We start from the raw sequence: 15,842 nt of genomic DNA on the forward strand, positions 1-15,842 counted from the left end.
GCCGTGTGAGCGAGCAGAGCAGCAGCCAGGTCGACCTCCTGCGTGAGGGCTACACCTTCACCGACCCGAGCATCGTCCTCGGCGGGGCCGTCCCGGCGGACGGCGAGGCCGTGGCGAGCGAGGCGGTCGTCCGGCTCCCGCTGGCCTCGATGAACCGCCACGGCCTCGTGGCCGGCGCCACCGGCACCGGCAAGACGGTCACGCTGCAGGTGCTCGCCGAGCAGCTCTCCGACGCCGGGGTGCCGGTCTTCCTCGCCGACATCAAGGGCGACCTCACCGGGCTGGCCACGGCGGCCGAGGGCGGGGGCAAGGTCGAGGAGCGGATGGGCGAGCTCGCCCAGGAGTGGGAGGGCGCGGCATACCCGGTCGAGCTGCTCAACCTCGGCGGGCACGGGACCGGTACGCCGGTGCGCGCCACCATCACCGCCTTCGGCCCCACGCTGCTGTCGAAGGTGCTGCGGCTCAACAAGACCCAGGAGTCCAGCCTCGGGCTCGTCTTCTACTGGGCCGACCAGCAGGGGCTCGCGCTGCTCGACCTCAAGGACCTCATCGCGGTCATCCAGCACCTCGTCTCGGAGGAGGGCAAGGAGGACCTCAAGGGGCTCGGGGGCCTCGCGAGCTCCACCGCGGGCGTCATCCTGCGCGAGCTCATCGCGCTGTCCGCGGCCGGGGGCGACGTCTTCTTCGGCGAGCCGGAGTTCGAGACCGCCGACCTGCTGCGCACCACCGCCGACGGCGAGGGCGTCATCTCGCTGCTGGAGCTGCCGGGCGTCCAGGACAAGCCGGTGCTCTTCTCCACCTTCCTCATGTGGCTGCTGGCCGAGCTCTTCCAGGACCTGCCCGAGGTCGGCAACCCGGACAAGCCCAAGCTCGTCTTCTTCTTCGACGAGGCGCACCTGCTCTTCGACGACGCCTCCGACGCCTTCCTCGACTCGGTCGAGCAGGCGGTCCGGCTCATCCGCTCCAAGGGCGTCGGCGTCTTCTTCGTCACCCAGACGCCCAAGGACGTCCCCGACTCGGTGCTCGCCCAGCTCGGCAACCGGGTCCAGCACGCGCTGCGCGCGCACACCCCGAACGACGCCAAGGCGCTCAAGGCGACCGTGTCCACCTTCCCCACCAGCGACTACGACCTCGAGGAGGTCCTCACCTCGCTGCGCACGGGGGAGGCGGTGGTGACGGTGCTCTCCGAGAAGGGGGCGCCGACACCGGTGGCGCGCACCATGCTTCGCGCGCCGCAGGCACGGATCGGCCCCTCCGACGAGGAGGTCGTGCGGGCGGCGGTGGCCGGTTCCGCGCTGGCGAGCAAGTATGCCGAGGCGCTCGACCGCGAGTCCGCCTACGAGCTGCTGTCGGCCAGGATGGAGGCGGCCACCAAGGCGGCGCAGGAGGCGCAGGCCGCGGAGGAGGCCGCGGCGGCGGAGAAGTCGCAGGAGCGCACGCGCGGCGGCCGGTCCCGCAAGGAGGACAAGGGGATGGTCGAGCAGGTCGTGTCCTCGACCGCCTTCCGGTCGATGCTGCGCTCTGCCGGCACCGTCATCGGCCGCGAGATCAGCCGCTCCATCTTCGGCACCCGGCGCCGCTGAGGGCATACCGCGGACCTGCCACGACGCAGAACGCCCCCGGACCGATGGTCCGGGGGCGTTCGAGGTCCTCGGCGAGGACGCGGGCGGAGGATGGGGGATTTGAACCCCCGAGGGTTTTATCCCAACACGATTTCCAATCGTGCGCACTAGGCCGCTATGCGAATCCTCCGCCGACGAGGATAGCCGAGAGCCGTCGGGCCGCCCAAACCCGTACGCGGCTTGGAGTGCCTGCGGCCAGCGCCTAGACTGGAGCGTGGACCCCTCGTGCGGTGGTACCTCGGTGAACTCCCCCAGGGCAGGAATGCAGCAAGGGCAGCCGAGCTCTTCCAGGTGCGCGAGGGGTTCTTCATGCCCGGCTCGCGGCCCGGGACCGTCCGGGCCGCGTGGCAGGATGTCCGCACCCCCTGCGAAAGGACGCGCCATGCCCCTCCACGTCGGCTCCGAGATCGGTCGGCTGCGTCAGGTCGTCGTGCACCGGCCCGGGCTGGAGATGCACCGTCTCACGCCGGAGAACAAGCACCGCTACCTCTTCGACGAGATCCTCTGGGTGGAGAAGGCGCAGGAGGAGCACGACTACTTCGTCCAGGTCATGCGCGAGCGCGGCGTGACCGTGCACCACTTCGACGCGCTGCTGCGCGAGGCGCTCGCGGTGCCGGAGGCCCGGGCGCACGTCCTCGGCCACAGCCTGGACGAGCGGCACGTCGGACCGCAGGCGGCCGAGGAGCTGCGTGCCATGTTCGACGACATGGACGACGCCGAGCTCGCGACCCACCTCATCGGCGGCATCACCAAGGCCGAGGTGATGGAGCGGATCGGGGCGCCGCACTCGCTGGTCGTCGACCAGTTCGGGACGCACGACTCGGTGCTCGCGCCGCTGCCCAACCACCTCTTCACCCGCGACACCTCGGCCTGGGCCTACTCCGGCGTCGCGGTGAACTCGATGCACAAGAAGGCGCGCCGCCGCGAGACGGTCCACTACGACGCGATCTACCGCTACCACCCGATGTTCGCGGAGGCGGGGATGCAGTGGTGGAGCCACGGGGTCGACGACGGTCCCGCCACCGCCGAGGGCGGCGACATCCTCGTGCCGGGCCACGGCATGGTGCTCGTCGGGCTGTCCGAGCGGACGACGGCGATGGGGGTCGAGCGCCTGGCCCGCCGGCTGCTCGCCTCGGGGCAGGCGGAGCGGGTGGTCGCCCTCGACATGCCCAAGGCCCGCGCCGTCATGCACCTGGACACCGTCATGACGATGGTCGACGAGCGGACCTTCACCCGCTACCTCGGCCTGCCCGACCTCACCTCGTGGACCATCACGGCCGCCGACGGCGAGCAGGGCGTCGACCCCGCCGACCTGCACCTGGCGATCGAGCGGCACGAGCCGGAGCAGATGGAGCAGGTCATCGCGCGCGGCCTGGGCCTGGACGGGCTCCGGGTGCTCGCGGCCGACCAGGACCCGCGCGCCGCGGCCCGCGAGCAGTGGGACGACGGCTGCAACGTCCTCGCGCTCGAGCCGGGCGTCGTCGTCGGCTACCGCCGCAACCAGGTCACCAACGCCTACCTGCGCGAGCAGGGGGTCGAGGTCATCGAGATCGACGGCTCCGAGCTGGGCCGGGGGCGTGGCGGCCCGCGCTGCATGTCCTGCCCGATCGAGCGCGACCCCCTCGGCTGATGCCGGCGCGGCGCCGGGTGGACCCCGCGGCCGGTGAGCAGGCGCTCGCGGCGTGGGAGGCGGGGGAGGAGCTGGGTCGCGGGGTGCTCGCGACCGCGGTGCGCTACACGGTCGAGGAGCTCGCGACGCGCGCGCCCGGGAGGTCGGTGGAGGTGCGGATCCCCCCGTATGCCGCCGCCCAGGTCATCGAGGGCCCGCGCCACACCCGCGGCACCCCGACCAACGTGGTCGAGACCGACCCGCAGACCTGGCTCTCGCTGGTGACGGGTCGGACCACCTGGGCCGAGGCGGTCGCGAGCGGCGCGGTCCGGGCCTCCGGCCAGCGGGCCGACCTCACGGCATACCTGCCGCTACGCTGAGCCGAGGAGGACACCATGTGCCGGTGGATGGCGTGGTCGGGGCAGCCGCTCCCGGTGGACGAGCTGCTGTTCAAGACCCAGCACGGTCTGGTCGACCAGAGCCTGCACTCCAACTTGGGCCCCACGACGACCAACGGGGACGGCTTCGGCCTGGGGTGGTACGGCTTCCCACGCGGACCGGCGCTCTACCGCAGCGTGTCCCCGGCCTGGTCCGACCCCAACCTGGCGCGCCTGGCGCCGCACCTGGAGTCCCCGCTCTTCCTCGCGCACGTGCGTGCCAGCACCGGGACCGACGTGCAGGAGACCAACTGCCACCCCTTCCAGCACGGCCGGTGGTTCTTCGTGCACAACGGGCACATCGCCGAGTTCGACCGCCTGCGCCGGGACCTCGTGCTGGCGGTCGCCCCCGAGCTGTTCCCCGAGATCGCCGGGTCGACCGACTCCGAGGTGATGTTCTTCCTGGCCCTGACGTTCGGCCTCGAGAGCGACCCGGTCGGGGCGCTGGAGCGCACGATCGGCCTCGTCGAGCAGACCGCGCGGGACCACGGTGTCGACCGCGCGGTGCAGGCGAGCATCGGGGTCAGCGACGGGGAGACCGTCTGGGCGGTGCGCCACTCGACCGAGCACCGTTCGCGCTCGCTCTTCGTCTCGGCCGACGCGCACGCCCTGCGCCGCCTGCACCCGGACAACCCGCGCCTGCAGAAGCTCCAGGACGGCGACCGGCTCGTCGTCTCCGAGCCCTTCTCCGACCTGCCGGGAGCCTGGCACGAGATCCCCGAGGCCTCGGTCCTCACCGTCCACCCGGGCGGCGGTCTGGACGTCGCGGACTTCCGTCCGAGCTGAGCGGGCAGGGCCTAGGACCCGCCCTACTCCTCGGGCGGCAGCGGGAAGAGCAGCTGGTAGAGCTTGACCCGCCGGGTCCCGTCCTCCCCGTCCCGCGTGCGGCGCTCCTTGGCCCGCTCCAGGTGCTCGGCCGTCGCGGCGGCGATGGCCTCGCCGAGGGCGTCCGCCTCCTCGACGGTCAGCATGGCGGTCGCCTCGTTGGAGGTGGCGACCCCGGCCCATGCCTCGTCCTCGGTCTCCATCCGGGCGACCCACTCCTGCACCCGGGCGTTGCGCATCTCCATCTGGTGGAGCACGACCGTCTGGGCGGCGGTGCGGGCGGCGGCATCCTGCCCGGCCGCGTCCCGGCCGAAGGAGAAGCCGACGCTGGTCCACCAGCGCTCCCGCGCCGACCCGCGTGCGGTGTCCTCCTCGACGAGCCCGTGCCGCTCGAGCTGGCGCAGGTGGTAGCTGGTCTGCCCGGTGTTCTCCCCCATGGCCCTGGCGAGCATGGAGGCGGTGGCCGCGCCGTGGTCCTTGAGGTAGTCGTACATCTGCAGCCGCAGGGGGTGGGCGAACGCCTTGAGGGTGGCCGCGTCGACGGCACGGGCGTGGTGTGGGGAGGGCTTGCGCGCGGGCATGGTCCAGAAATACCTTTGCAGAGATTACTTTGCACAACATCTTCTGCACCCAGGATAGGGGACTGCCATGACGGCATCCACGGCCACGCCGCCGCTCGGACGATCGTTCGGCGCCCACCTCGGGGCGGTCGGTCTGGCGAACCTCGCCGACGGCGTCGTCCAGATCGGGGTCCCCCTGCTGGCCGTGACCCTCACCAGGTCACCGCTGCTCATGGGTGTGCTGACGGCCGCGGTATGGCTGCCGTGGCTGGTCTGCGGCATCCCCGCCGGCGTGCTGGTCGACCGGTGGGACCGGCGACGCACGATAGTGGTCGCCCTCGGCGTCCGGGCCACCCTCCTTTGCGCGGCCGGGTTCCTGGCGCTGTCCGACCGGCTGACCATCTGGGTGCTCGTCGGCCTGGCGCTCGGCTACGGCGTCACCGAGGTCTTCGCCGACCTCGCCGCCGCCGCGCAGGTGCCGGCCCTGGTCGGTCGAGCGGCCGGCCCGCTGCGCCGCGCCAACTCCCGCCTCCTCGCGGTGGAGCAGGTGTGCAACGGCTTCGTCGGCCCGCCGCTCGCGGGGGTGCTGGTCGCGCTCGGGGCGGCGTGGCTCGTCGGCACCTCCGCGCTCGTCGTGGTGGGCGCCGTGCTGGTGCTCGCCCTCGGGCTGCGCGGGAGGTATGCCCCGGTCGTCCCGCAGGTCGAGAGCGTGGGCTCGCGGTGGTCCGAGCTGACCTCCGGCATGCGCACCCTGTGGACCCACCCGGTCCTGCGTCCCCTGGCCATCGCGGCCGGTCTGTGGAACTTCGCCTCGACCGCCCTCAGCGCGGTGCTCGTCCTGTGGCTCGTCGGCCCGGAGTCGGTGGGTGGGCTGTCGCCCCAGCTGTTCTCCCTCGCCATGGTGGCGCTCCCGGTCGGCGCCCTGCTCGGCAGCATGGTGGCGAGCCGGGTCATCGAGCGCTTCTCGGAGATGTCCGTCCTCGTCGTCTGCTGGGGCCTCAACGCCGTCTTCAACCTCCCACTGCTCCTGTGGCCCTCGGTCTGGGGGCTGGCCCTCTTCCTGCTCGCCGCCGGCCCGCTCGGGGTCATCGGCAACGTCGTCTCCGGCTCCCTCCGTCCCCGCCTGGTGGCGGGGCACCAGCTGGGTCGGGTCGGCGGGGCCTCCCGGGTGCTCGTCTTCGGGGCCATGCCCCTCGGCGCCCTGGTGGGCGGGCAGGTCGCGGCGCTCTTCGGCATACCGGTCGTGCTGCTCGGCGTCCCCGTCGTCATGCTGGTCGCGACCGCTCTGGTCGCCGTCGGCGTCCCGCAGGCGATGGTGGACGCGCACGAGCTGACCCCGGAGCCGGAGCCCGTCGGCTGAGGTATGCCCACGCAGGCGTTAGCGTCCCTCCATGAGGATCGGCGTCTGCATCCTGCCCGAGTACCCCTGGCGGGAGGCCGAGCCGCTGTGGCGGCAGGTCGAGGACTGGGGCTTCGAGCACGCGTGGACCTACGACCACCTCGTCTGGGCGGGGTTACCGCAGGCGCCGTGGCACTCCACCGTCGCCACCCTCGCGGCGGCCGCCGTCGTCACGGAGCGGGTGCGGCTGGGCACCTTCGTGGCGTCCCCGAACTTCCGGCACCCCGCGCTGCTCGCCAAGGACGTCACCACCCTGGACGACCTCAGCGCGGGCCGGGTTCTGCTCGGGCTGGGGGCCGGTGGCGACCTGGACAGCCGCCTGCTCGGTGCCAGGCATACCCGGGGCGAGCGCACCGCCCGCTTCGAGGAGTTCGTTCCGCTGCTGGACCGGCTGCTGACCGAGGACGACGTCGAGGTCGAGGGCGAGTTCTTCACGGTCGGCGGGGCGGGGGCCCGCCCGCGCTGCGTCCAGCAGCCCCGTGTCCCCTTCGTGGTCGCCGCCAACGGCCCCCGCAGCATGCGCCTCGCGGTCGCGCACGGCGCCGGCTGGCTCACCACCGGCCCTCCCGGCGCCGCCGAGGACGGCCTGGACGCCTGGTGGCGCGGGGTGCGTGAGCTCTCCGCCCGGGTGGAGGAGCTCGAGGCCGAGACGGGGCGCGCCCGGCCGCTGGACCGCTACCTGTCCCTCGACGCCGGGTCGCCGGCGCTCGGCAGCCTCGACGAGGTCCAGGACCGGATCGGTCGGGCGCAGGAGGCCGGGTTCACCGACGTCGTCGTGCACTGGCCGCGCCCCGACCCGCCCTACCAGGCCGACGTGCGCGTCCTGGAGCAGCTCGCCGCCTCCCGCTCCTGACCCGGGTCGCGCCCGCCCTGCCGATGTATCCCGGCAGGGCGGGCGTGCTCTGCACCGGCGACGCCCGAGCGGAGGCGAGGGGCCTCCCGGTGTCACCGGTCAGAGCTGACCGGACCACGAAGGAGAGCACCCATGTCCACCACTCCACCGGTCCACCGCAGGGCGGGGGTCGCGGCCGGCGCCGCGCTCGCCCTCGGGGTGACCGCCCTGGCCGGTGCCGTACCGGCCTTCGCCGCGACGCTCGACGACTACGAGATCGCCGGCGTGCAGTTCGTCAACGACGACTGCAGCCGCAACGAGTACGCCATCGACGCCACCGTGACCGGCACCACCGATGACATCGCCGGTTTCGACCGGGTCGAGTTCCAGGTCTGGGACGACGGCACCCTGAAGGACAGCCGCACCCTCGAGGTCGCGGTGGGGACCACCCGTGACCTGCACGCCTTCCTGTCCTTCGTCGGGCTCTACGGCGACGGCGCACCGGGCGTCGGCATCGTCATCAACGACGTCGACGCCGACGGCAACTACGTCAGCGGCCTCATGACCGAGGACCCGTTCTTCCCCGAGGACGTCGACGGCCCGTGCGCCTTCGACGTGGAGCGGATCGGCGGCCCGACCCGCATCGAGACCGCGGCGATGCTCTCGGAGCAGAAGTTCGTCATGGCCGACAGCGTCGTCATCGCGACGGCGAAGGCATACCCGGACGCGCTGACGGCCGCCCCGTGGGCCGCCCAGATGGGCGCTCCGCTGCTGCTCACCAACCCCGGCGGGCTGCCCACCGCGACCGTGGACGAGCTGACCCGGCTCGTGCCGGAGCACGTCTACGTCGTCGGCGGGAGCACGGCGGTGACGGACCAGGTCCTCCTCGACGTCGAGGCCGCCGTCCCCGCCGCCACCGTGGAGCGGGTGTCCGGCGCCGACCGCTACGGCACCGCCGGCGCGATCGCCCAACGCGTCGTGCAGGACAGCTCGGCCGAGCTCTTCGTCGCCTCCGGGCAGGACTTCCCGGACGCGCTCGTCCTCAGCGCGCTCGCCGCGCGTCACCAGGCGCCGCTCGTCCTCGTCAAGCACGACGAGGTGCCGCCCGCCACGGACGCGGCGGTCGGTGCGCTGTCCTTCGACGACGTCTACGCCGCCGGCGGCACGACGGTGCTCACCGACGACGTGCTTGACGCCGTGTCCGGCGGTATGCCGTGGACCCGCTACAGCGGGGCCGACCGCTACGTGACCGCCGAGAAGGTGCTCGAGCAGTTCCCGGCCGAGGGCAAGGTGCTCGTCGCCACCGGACAGGACTTCCCGGACAGCCTCACCGCGGTCCCGGTCGCGGCCCGGACGGGCGCCGGCGTGGCGCTCACCCGGCCGGACGCCGTGCCCGCGGGGGTGCTGGACGAGGTCGAGCGGCTGGTCACCGGCTTCTCGTTCCCGCTCATCACCATCGTCGGCGGCGAGGTGGCGGTGCACGACACCGTCGAGACCCAGCTGCTCGGGCTGGTCGGCGGTCTCGCCGACCCCACCGAGCGGTCGGACGGCGGGCAGACCGGGGCCAACATCCCCCAGGAGTGAGCCCGCGGGTCCCGTGACCGACGCGGCGCGGCAGCCACCCGGCTGCCGCGCCGTGCGGCGTCCTGGCGGATACTGGACGGATGGCCCCCGACCAGACCCCGGACGAACCCTCGCGCGCCCCCGTGCACCGGCGCCCGCAGCTCAGCCGCTTCCTCGTCGCCGGGGCGGTGCTGGGTCTGGTCGTGGGGGTGGTCGTCTCGCTGAGCCGCCCGGATGCGCCGGGGAGCAGCTCGGGGCAACAGGCCATCCTCCTGGGCGCCACCGGCGCGATCTTCTTCGGGCTCCTCGCCGCGATCGTCTACCTCGTCGTCGACCGCGGCAGCGGCCGCCGCTGAGCCCATGGCCTCCCGACCTCCCCGCCTGCCGCGCTTCCTCGGCACCGGTGCCGCCGTGGGGATCGTCGTGGCGCTGCTGGTGGCCCTCATCGGTCGGGACGTGCCCTACGTCAACGGGCTGGAGGAATACCTCATCTTCGCCGTGATCGGCGCCGGCGCAGGCGTGGCCGTCGGCGCCCTGGCCTTCCTCGTCGCGGACCGCCCCCGCCTCGGGTCCTGAGGGCGGTTCCGCCCGATCGGGGCGGTGCGTGGGGGCGCCCGGCTGTGGGACCATGGCGACGTGGCTCGCGCTGACGGACGACTCTCGCACGACCTGCTTCCCGAGGAGCGCCTGCCCCAGGACGCCTGCGGGGTCTTCGGGGTGTGGGCGCCGGGCGAGGAGGTCGCCAAGCTCACCTACTTCGGCCTCTACGCCCTGCAGCACCGCGGACAGGAGGCGGCCGGGATCGCGACGAGCGACGGCCAGCGGCTCGTGGTCTACAAGGACGTCGGGCTGGTCAGCCAGGTCTTCGACGAGTCGGCGCTCGCCTCGCTTCAGGGTCACCTGGCCGTGGGCCACTGCCGCTACTCGACGACCGGGCGCAACTCCTGGCACAACGCGCAGCCGACCCTCGGCGGCACCGCCGACTCCACCCTGGCGCTGACCCACAACGGCAACCTCATCAACACCGCCGAGCTGCGCGACCTGCTCCGCGAGGCCCTGGGGGGCGACCTGAGCCGTTCCGCCGGGGAGGTCGGCCGGGGCAACACCACCGACACCGCGATCGTCACCGGGCTGCTCACCGCGGACCCCGACCTGTCCCTGCAGGAGTCGGCGATGCGGGTGCTGCCGCAGCTGCGCGGCGCCTTCTCCCTCGTCTTCTGCGACGAGGGCACGCTGTATGCCGCCCGCGACCCGCAGGGCGTGCGTCCCCTGGTCCTCGGCCGGCTGGAGCGGGGGTGGGTGGTCGCCTCGGAGACCGCGGCGCTCGACATCGTCGGGGCCTCGGTGGTGCGTGAGGTCGAGCCGGGCGAGCTCATCGCCATCGACGAGAACGGCCTGCGCTCCAGCCGCTTCACGCAGGCCGCCCCCAAGCGGTGCGTCTTCGAGTGGGTCTACCTCGCCCGCCCGGACACCCGCATCGCCGGACGCGAGGTCTACGACTCCCGGGTGGAGATGGGGCGTCAGCTCGCGCGCGAGCACCCGGTCGAGGCGGACATGGTCATGCCGACGCCGGAGTCGGGGACCCCGGCGGCGATCGGGTATGCCGAGGAGTCCGGGATCCCCTACGGCCAGGGCCTGGTGAAGAACGCCTATGTCGGGCGGACCTTCATCGCGCCCAGCCAGACGATCCGGCAGCTCGGCATCCGGCTCAAGCTCAACCCGCTGCGGGACGTCATCAAGGGCAAGCGGCTCGTGGTCGTCGACGACTCGATCGTGCGGGGCAACACGCAGCGGGCCCTGGTCCGGATGCTGCGCGAGGCGGGCGCGGCCGAGGTGCACGTGCGGATCTCCTCGCCCCCGGTGCGCTGGCCCTGCTTCTACGGCATCGACTTCGCCACCCGCGCCGAGCTCATCGCCACCGGGCTGGAGGCCGAGGACATCTGCGCCTCGGTCGGGGCGGACTCGCTGGGATACATCAGCGAGGAGGGCATGGTGGCCGCCACCGAGCAGCCCCGGTCCGCGCTGTGCACCGCCTGCTTCTCCGGCGACTACCCGATCGAGCTCCCGGCCGAGGACCAGCTCGGCAAGGATGTGCTGGAGCTGCAGTTCCCGGTCGACGAGGCCGACGTGGACCCGACGGACGTCGGCACGCTGGACGTCGACCGGGTCGGTGTCACGGCCACGGCCGGCGGCGCCGACGCCGTGCGCCGCCCCTGAGGGAGGGCATACCTCCGAGGGGGGCGGGCCTGTCTCCCGTTCCCTCTCCCGACCTGTGCACGCTTCTGCAGCCTGTGCACGCCACACGAGCCCCAGGCATACCTGGGCACGGATATGCGGGCAGAGCGTAGGAAATAACGTATGCACCGGCCGCACACGCGTGCACAGGTGACGTCCAGGCAGGTGCGGGGGCGCTTCGCCGCGCGGGAGGAGCCGGATCGGGTCTAGCGTCCGTGGCGACGGGTCGGCGACGGCGGCGACCCGAGATGCGGAGACGTCATGAGCGAGCAGGACGAGCGGGCCACCTCGGACACCGAGGACCAGGAGCAGACCACGTCGGAGACCGAGGGCGGCTTCGAGGGGAGTGCCTCGGGCTCTGGGGGCGAGAAGACCGGTGACGGCGGCATCGACGAGGGGAGTTCCTCGGGGTCCGGCGACGGGACGAGGGGCGACGCCCTGGCTGAAGGGAGCTCGGCGGGGTCGGCGGAGGGGACGACCGACCAGGCCGAGGGGGAGACGGCTGGGGCGTCGGACTCCGACGCAGACTCCGACGCGGATTCCGAGGACGACTCCGACGAGGACGACGAGAGCGGTTCCGCAGAGCCGGAGGGGACGGCCGCCGACGCGTCCGACGCGTCCTCGGCCGCGGAGACCTCTGACGCGGACGATGACGGCGAGGACGGGGACGGGCAGGACGACGACGAGGCGGAGCGGGACGCCGAGGAGGCCGCGGAGGAGACCCGGCGCCGGCAGGAGGAGTTCGCGCGCGAGCACGACCCGGCCAACCACGACGTCGACGCCGGTGCGGACTTCCGTCAGCCGGGGGACTGGGCGGCCGGCGAGGGCGAGGAACCCCAGCACCTGGAGACCGACCAGGCCACGCTGACCGCGGTCGACGACAGCACGGGCGACGACAGCGCCACGGGGCAGACCCAGGCCGAGGCGGAGCCCACGGACGGCAGCGGCACCCCTGACACCGGAGAGGCCGGGTCGACGGGCGAGGAATCCGCGGGCGGCCCTGGCGGCACCGAGGGCGAAGGGGGCTCCACCCCCGACACCACCGAGGAGATCCGCGACGGCGGGCACGGCTGGGGTTCGGCGGCGCCGAGCAGAGACGGCGGGACCCCGGAGGGCCACCCGGTCAAGGCCTGGCACGACACGATGACCTACGTGCTCCCCGACGAGGAGGGCTACGACACCGCACCGCACGAGTGCTTCGTCGACGCGCAGACCGCGGAGCAGGCCGGCTTCCGGCACGCCCACGGCTGAGCCGTCCGGCCCCCGGGCCCGAGTCCGGTCGCCGCTGCCGGCGCGCGGCGGCATACCCTGGGTGCGCACCCGTCCCGACCCCCGAGGGAACGCACCTGATGAGCGACCAGCCGATCACGTATGCCAGCGCGGGCGTCGACGTGCACGCGGGCGACCGCGCCGTGGAGCTCATGAAGGAGTCGGTCCGGCGCGCGCAGCGCCCGGAGGTGCTCGGCGGGCTCGGCGGGTTCGCCGGGATGTTCGACGCCTCGGCGCTGCAGGGGATGCGCCGCCCGGTGCTCGCCACCTCGACCGACGGCGTCGGCACCAAGGTGGCGCTCGCGCAGGCCATGGACCGGCACGACACGATCGGGCAGGACCTCGTCGGGATGGTCGTCGACGACATCGTCGTGAGCGGGGCCGAGCCGCTGTTCATGACCGACTACATCGCCTGCGGCCGGGTCGTCCCGGAGCGCATCGCCGCGATCGTGTCGGGCATCGCGCGGGGGTGCGAGCTCGCCGGCGTCGCGCTGGTCGGCGGCGAGACGGCCGAGCACCCGGGCCTGCTCGACCCGGAGGAGTACGACGTGGCCGGGGCGGCGACCGGCGTGGTCGAGCACGACGCGGTCCTCGGCCCGCACCGGGTCGAGGACGGCGACGTCGTGCTCGCCCTGGCCAGCTCCGGGCTGCACAGCAACGGCTTCTCCCTCGTCCGCCGGGTCGTCGGGGCGTCGGGTTGGGCATGGGACCGGCAGGTGCCCGAGCTCGGGCGCACGCTCGGCGAGGAATGCCTGGAGCCGACCCGGATCTACACCCGCCCGCTGCTGGAGCTGGTGCGCGACCTCGGGACCGACCTGCACGCCCTCTCGCACGTCACCGGGGGAGGGCTCGCGGCCAACCTCGCACGGGTCCTGCCCGCCGGGACGCTGGCCACCGTCGAGCGCTCGTGGACGCCGCCGCCGATCTTCACCCTCGTCCAGGAGCTGGGCCGGGTGCCGCAGCCCGACCTGGAGCAGACGCTCAACATGGGCGTCGGCTTCGTCGCGGTGCTGTCGGCCGACCGCGCCGGACGGGCGATCGAGCTGCTGACGGGCGCGGGCGTCGACACCTGGCAGATCGGCACGGTGAGCCGCGGCGGGACCGGCGAGCAGGACGGCGACGTGGTGCAGGGCGCCAAGGGCGTGGACGGCGGGGCCGTGCGCGTGGTGGGGAGCTATCCCGCCGGCGTGATCAGCACCCAGTAGGACGTGGGCCCGCGGCCGCCGATGAAGCCGCCCCACATGGTCTCGCTGGCGTCGCTGGTCAGCTCGACGCGGACGCGCTGCGCCTCGGGCTCGGCGATGACGACCGTCTGCGCCGGGTCCTGCAGCTCGAGGTCGACGCTGTGCTCCGGCGAGTTGACCGGCCAGGCGTCCCAGGTGAGGACCGACCCGGAGACGTCGTCCGGCTCGATCCGGTCCATGCCCTGCATGAGCGCCATGGTGACCGGCGCCGCGGGCACCGGGTCGCAGGCCGCCGCCTGCACCTCGTCCCAGCTCGACTGCTCGGTGAGGGACTCCTCGCACTGCCGCACCTCGTAGGTGACGGTGTCGATACCCATGTAGACCCGGTAGCCGCCGTAGAGCGCGAGCAGCGCGAGTCCGAGGAGCAGCGGGAGCATCCACCACGCGTTGCGGGGCAGTCGCCCGCTGGCCGTGGCCTCGGCGTGCGTCCACCGGGCCTCGTGCCTGCTGCGGGTGCTCACCGCCCCGCCCCCGCGGTCACGGTCTCAGCGACCGCCTGCGGCCCAGGAGCCGTAGTCGTCGCCGCGCTCGTCGTCGGTGTGCTCGGCGTAGCTGTCGTCCTCGGGGTCGAGGTCGTCGTCATCGTCGACCTCGTCGCCCGGAGGGGAGTAGTCGAACTCGCCGCGCGTGGAGTGCAACTCCCGCTCGAGTGCGGAGAGGTCGGTGTCGGGAGCTGAGTACTTCAGCTTCCGTGCAACCTTGATCTGCTTTGCCTTGGCCCGGCCGCGCCCCATGGCGTGACCCCCTTGCCTCGAGTCTGCCGGGGCGGCATCGCTGGCTGATCGCTCAGGTCGCGGAGCCGGCCCGGGAATGTGTGTAATCCGTGGGCCCTACGGTACATGAGAGGGGGCCGACCTCCCGCATCAGGACCCGCCGTCAGGAGCGTCCGCGCTGCCAGGTCCAGGCCAGCGTGCCGAGCAGCCCGGCGACCGCCACGCCCACCACGACCCACGCCCAGCCGGGCACACCGGTCGCCGTGCTGACGGACTCCTCGGACGTCTGGCCGGAGTCGTCGGTCGTCTCCTCCTCGGTGGTCTCCTCCTCGGCACCCTGGGTCTCCTCCGGCGTGGGGGCCGGCTCGGCCTCGCTCTCCTGCGGGGCCTCGGACGACTCCTCCGGCTGGGCCTCCTCGGAGGTCTCCTCCGAAGTCTGCGCGGCCGCACCCTCGACGGTGAAGCCGAACTCTCCGGAGATCGGGTGACCGTCCTCGCTGGTCACCCGCCAGGCGACGGCATACTCCCCGTCGGTGAGGTCGTCCGCGAGGTCCTGCTCCACCTCGGTGCCGTCCACCTGCGGCTCACCGTCGGTGACCGAGCTGCCGTCCGGGGAGGTCACGGTGACGGCCGCGCCGACCTCGGCGATGTTGCCGCTGAAGGTGAGGGTGAGGTCGTCCGGGGCCTCGCCGGTGGCACCGTCGGACGGTTCGCTGCCGGTGAGCTCGTCGTGCGCCTGCGCGGTCGCGGGCACGAGGACGAGGCCGGCGGCGAGGACGGCGGCGGGCAGCGTGCGGAGGGAGGCCATGCTCGCAGTGTAGGAGCAGACCCTGGTGCGGCCTACCCTCGCCTGGTGGAGCCGACGACCTACCGGACGATCGCCACCCCCGTCGTGGGGCGCCTCGAGGAGAGGCGGTCGGTCTTCGAGTGCTGGCTGCGGCGGGCCGAGGACGAGGCCGCCGCCCGGGAGGTCGTCGACGAGGCGCGGCGGACGCACTGGGACGCCGGGCACCACTGCTCGGCCTTCGTCCTCGGCGCCGACGGTTCGCTCGTGCGCAGCAACGACGACGGCGAGCCGGCCGGCAGCGCCGGTATGCCGATGCTCGAGGCGCTCACCCACGCCGGCCTCACCGAGGTGGTCGCCGTCGTCACCCGCTGGTTCGGCGGGACGAAGCTGGGCACCGGCGGGCTCGCCCGCGCCTACGGCGGGGCGGTCCGGGACGCGGTGGAGCAGGCGCCGCTGCTGACCCGGATGCTGGTGCACGAGGTCGACGTCCGCGCAGGTCACGACCTCGCGGGGCGGCTGGAGCACGACCTGCGTGCGCGCGGCGTCTCGATCGGCGACGTCCGGTATGCCCGCGACGTCACCCTGCGGCTCCAGGTGCCCGTCGCGCAGGCTTCGGGGCTGCCGGACCTGCTGGCCGAGCTGACCGCCGGGGCGGCCGAGCCGGTCCCCGGGACCGAGGGGCAGGCCTGGTTGGACGCGCCCGGCGGCCCGCGCGGCGGGTGAGCGTACGGCGGTGACGCTGCGGCG

General features: G+C 73.4%; 17 protein-coding genes, 1 tRNA gene and 1 other RNA gene. 14 read left to right on the forward strand and 5 right to left on the reverse strand.

Annotated elements, in window-relative coordinates:
* The first annotated feature begins 5 nt into the window (after nucleotides 1-5).
* Complete coding sequence (locus SGUI_RS12830; protein ID WP_066640921.1) at nucleotides 6-1,583, forward strand: helicase HerA-like domain-containing protein; 1,578 nt, start codon at nucleotides 6-8, stop codon at nucleotides 1,581-1,583.
* A gap of 84 nt (nucleotides 1,584-1,667) precedes the next feature.
* Here the strand turns inward: SGUI_RS12830 and SGUI_RS12835 are convergent.
* A tRNA-Ser gene (locus SGUI_RS12835) sits at nucleotides 1,668-1,752 on the reverse strand.
* A gap of 84 nt (nucleotides 1,753-1,836) precedes the next feature.
* On the opposite strand from SGUI_RS12835, the gene ffs reads away from it, so the two are divergent.
* The 4 genes from ffs to SGUI_RS12855 all read left to right on the forward strand — a co-directional run bounded on the left by ffs (nucleotide 1,837) and on the right by SGUI_RS12855 (nucleotide 4,454).
* Nucleotides 1,837-1,933: signal recognition particle sRNA small type (ffs, locus tag SGUI_RS12840), an RNA gene on the forward strand.
* A 71-nt stretch (nucleotides 1,934-2,004) separates the two neighbouring features.
* The gene (locus SGUI_RS12845; RefSeq protein ID WP_066640922.1) at nucleotides 2,005-3,252 is read left to right on the forward strand and encodes an arginine deiminase; all 1,248 of its coding nucleotides are present in this window, start codon (nucleotides 2,005-2,007) and stop codon (nucleotides 3,250-3,252) included.
* On the forward strand, nucleotides 3,252-3,611 hold the full coding sequence (locus tag SGUI_RS12850) for a sterol carrier family protein (protein WP_066640924.1): 360 nt from the start codon (nucleotides 3,252-3,254) through the stop codon (nucleotides 3,609-3,611). The genes SGUI_RS12845 and SGUI_RS12850 overlap by 1 nt, the downstream gene beginning before the upstream one ends.
* 15 nt (nucleotides 3,612-3,626) lie before the next feature.
* Nucleotides 3,627-4,454: a class II glutamine amidotransferase gene (locus SGUI_RS12855; protein ID WP_191090910.1), complete on the forward strand. Its 828-nt coding sequence runs from the start codon at nucleotides 3,627-3,629 to the stop codon at nucleotides 4,452-4,454.
* Between the two features lie 23 nt (nucleotides 4,455-4,477).
* On the opposite strand, the gene SGUI_RS12860 is transcribed toward SGUI_RS12855, so the two are convergent.
* Nucleotides 4,478-5,074 carry a winged helix-turn-helix domain-containing protein gene (locus SGUI_RS12860; RefSeq protein ID WP_066640930.1) on the reverse strand — a complete coding sequence of 199 codons (597 nt, stop codon included), beginning with the start codon at nucleotides 5,072-5,074 and terminating at the stop codon, nucleotides 4,478-4,480.
* 67 nt (nucleotides 5,075-5,141) lie between these two features.
* On the opposite strand from SGUI_RS12860, the gene SGUI_RS12865 reads away from it, so the two are divergent.
* The 8 genes from SGUI_RS12865 to purM all read left to right on the forward strand — a co-directional run bounded on the left by SGUI_RS12865 (nucleotide 5,142) and on the right by purM (nucleotide 13,556).
* Nucleotides 5,142-6,413, forward strand: a complete 1,272-nt coding sequence (locus SGUI_RS12865) for an MFS transporter (RefSeq protein WP_066640932.1) — start codon at nucleotides 5,142-5,144, stop codon at nucleotides 6,411-6,413.
* Nucleotides 6,414-6,444: 31 nt separating this feature from the next.
* A complete protein-coding gene (locus SGUI_RS12870; protein WP_066640934.1) occupies nucleotides 6,445-7,305 on the forward strand; it encodes an LLM class flavin-dependent oxidoreductase in 861 nt (286 codons plus the stop codon).
* Nucleotides 7,306-7,437: 132 nt separating this feature from the next.
* Nucleotides 7,438-8,868, forward strand: coding sequence for a cell wall-binding repeat-containing protein (locus tag SGUI_RS12875; protein ID WP_066640938.1), 1,431 nt, complete (start codon nucleotides 7,438-7,440; stop codon nucleotides 8,866-8,868).
* An 80-nt stretch (nucleotides 8,869-8,948) separates the two neighbouring features.
* The gene (locus tag SGUI_RS12880) at nucleotides 8,949-9,203 is read left to right on the forward strand and encodes a hypothetical protein (RefSeq protein WP_066640940.1); all 255 of its coding nucleotides are present in this window, start codon (nucleotides 8,949-8,951) and stop codon (nucleotides 9,201-9,203) included.
* 4 nt (nucleotides 9,204-9,207) lie between these two features.
* Entirely contained in the window at nucleotides 9,208-9,423 is a 216-nt protein-coding gene (locus SGUI_RS12885) for a hypothetical protein (protein ID WP_066640942.1), read from the forward strand.
* A 60-nt stretch (nucleotides 9,424-9,483) separates the two neighbouring features.
* Nucleotides 9,484-11,064, forward strand: a complete 1,581-nt coding sequence (gene purF / locus SGUI_RS12890) for an amidophosphoribosyltransferase (protein ID WP_066640948.1) — start codon at nucleotides 9,484-9,486, stop codon at nucleotides 11,062-11,064.
* A 279-nt stretch (nucleotides 11,065-11,343) separates the two neighbouring features.
* Nucleotides 11,344-12,333 carry a sunset domain-containing protein gene (locus tag SGUI_RS12895; protein WP_066640949.1) on the forward strand — a complete coding sequence of 330 codons (990 nt, stop codon included), beginning with the start codon at nucleotides 11,344-11,346 and terminating at the stop codon, nucleotides 12,331-12,333.
* A gap of 98 nt (nucleotides 12,334-12,431) precedes the next feature.
* Nucleotides 12,432-13,556: a phosphoribosylformylglycinamidine cyclo-ligase gene (gene purM, locus SGUI_RS12900; protein ID WP_066640951.1), complete on the forward strand. Its 1,125-nt coding sequence runs from the start codon at nucleotides 12,432-12,434 to the stop codon at nucleotides 13,554-13,556.
* Here the strand turns inward: purM and SGUI_RS12905 are convergent.
* From SGUI_RS12905 to SGUI_RS12915, 3 genes are all read right to left on the reverse strand, one after another.
* Nucleotides 13,526-14,056, reverse strand: a complete 531-nt coding sequence (locus SGUI_RS12905) for a hypothetical protein (protein ID WP_066640953.1) — start codon at nucleotides 14,054-14,056, stop codon at nucleotides 13,526-13,528. The two genes, purM and SGUI_RS12905, sit on opposite strands and share 31 nt — an antisense overlap.
* Nucleotides 14,057-14,080: 24 nt before the next feature.
* Nucleotides 14,081-14,329, reverse strand: coding sequence for a DUF3073 domain-containing protein (locus SGUI_RS12910; protein ID WP_066640955.1), 249 nt, complete (start codon nucleotides 14,327-14,329; stop codon nucleotides 14,081-14,083).
* Between the two features lie 142 nt (nucleotides 14,330-14,471).
* Nucleotides 14,472-15,116: a copper resistance CopC family protein gene (locus SGUI_RS12915; protein ID WP_066640957.1), complete on the reverse strand. Its 645-nt coding sequence runs from the start codon at nucleotides 15,114-15,116 to the stop codon at nucleotides 14,472-14,474.
* A 45-nt stretch (nucleotides 15,117-15,161) separates the two neighbouring features.
* Here SGUI_RS12915 and SGUI_RS12920 point away from each other — a divergent pair, with 45 nt between their 5' ends.
* Nucleotides 15,162-15,818, forward strand: a complete 657-nt coding sequence (locus tag SGUI_RS12920) for an IMPACT family protein (protein WP_066640959.1) — start codon at nucleotides 15,162-15,164, stop codon at nucleotides 15,816-15,818.
* The last annotated feature ends 24 nt before the right edge of the window (nucleotides 15,819-15,842 follow it).

The sequence above is a fragment of the Serinicoccus hydrothermalis genome (assembly GCF_001685415.1).
GTDB lineage: Bacteria > Actinomycetota > Actinomycetes > Actinomycetales > Dermatophilaceae > Ornithinicoccus > Ornithinicoccus hydrothermalis.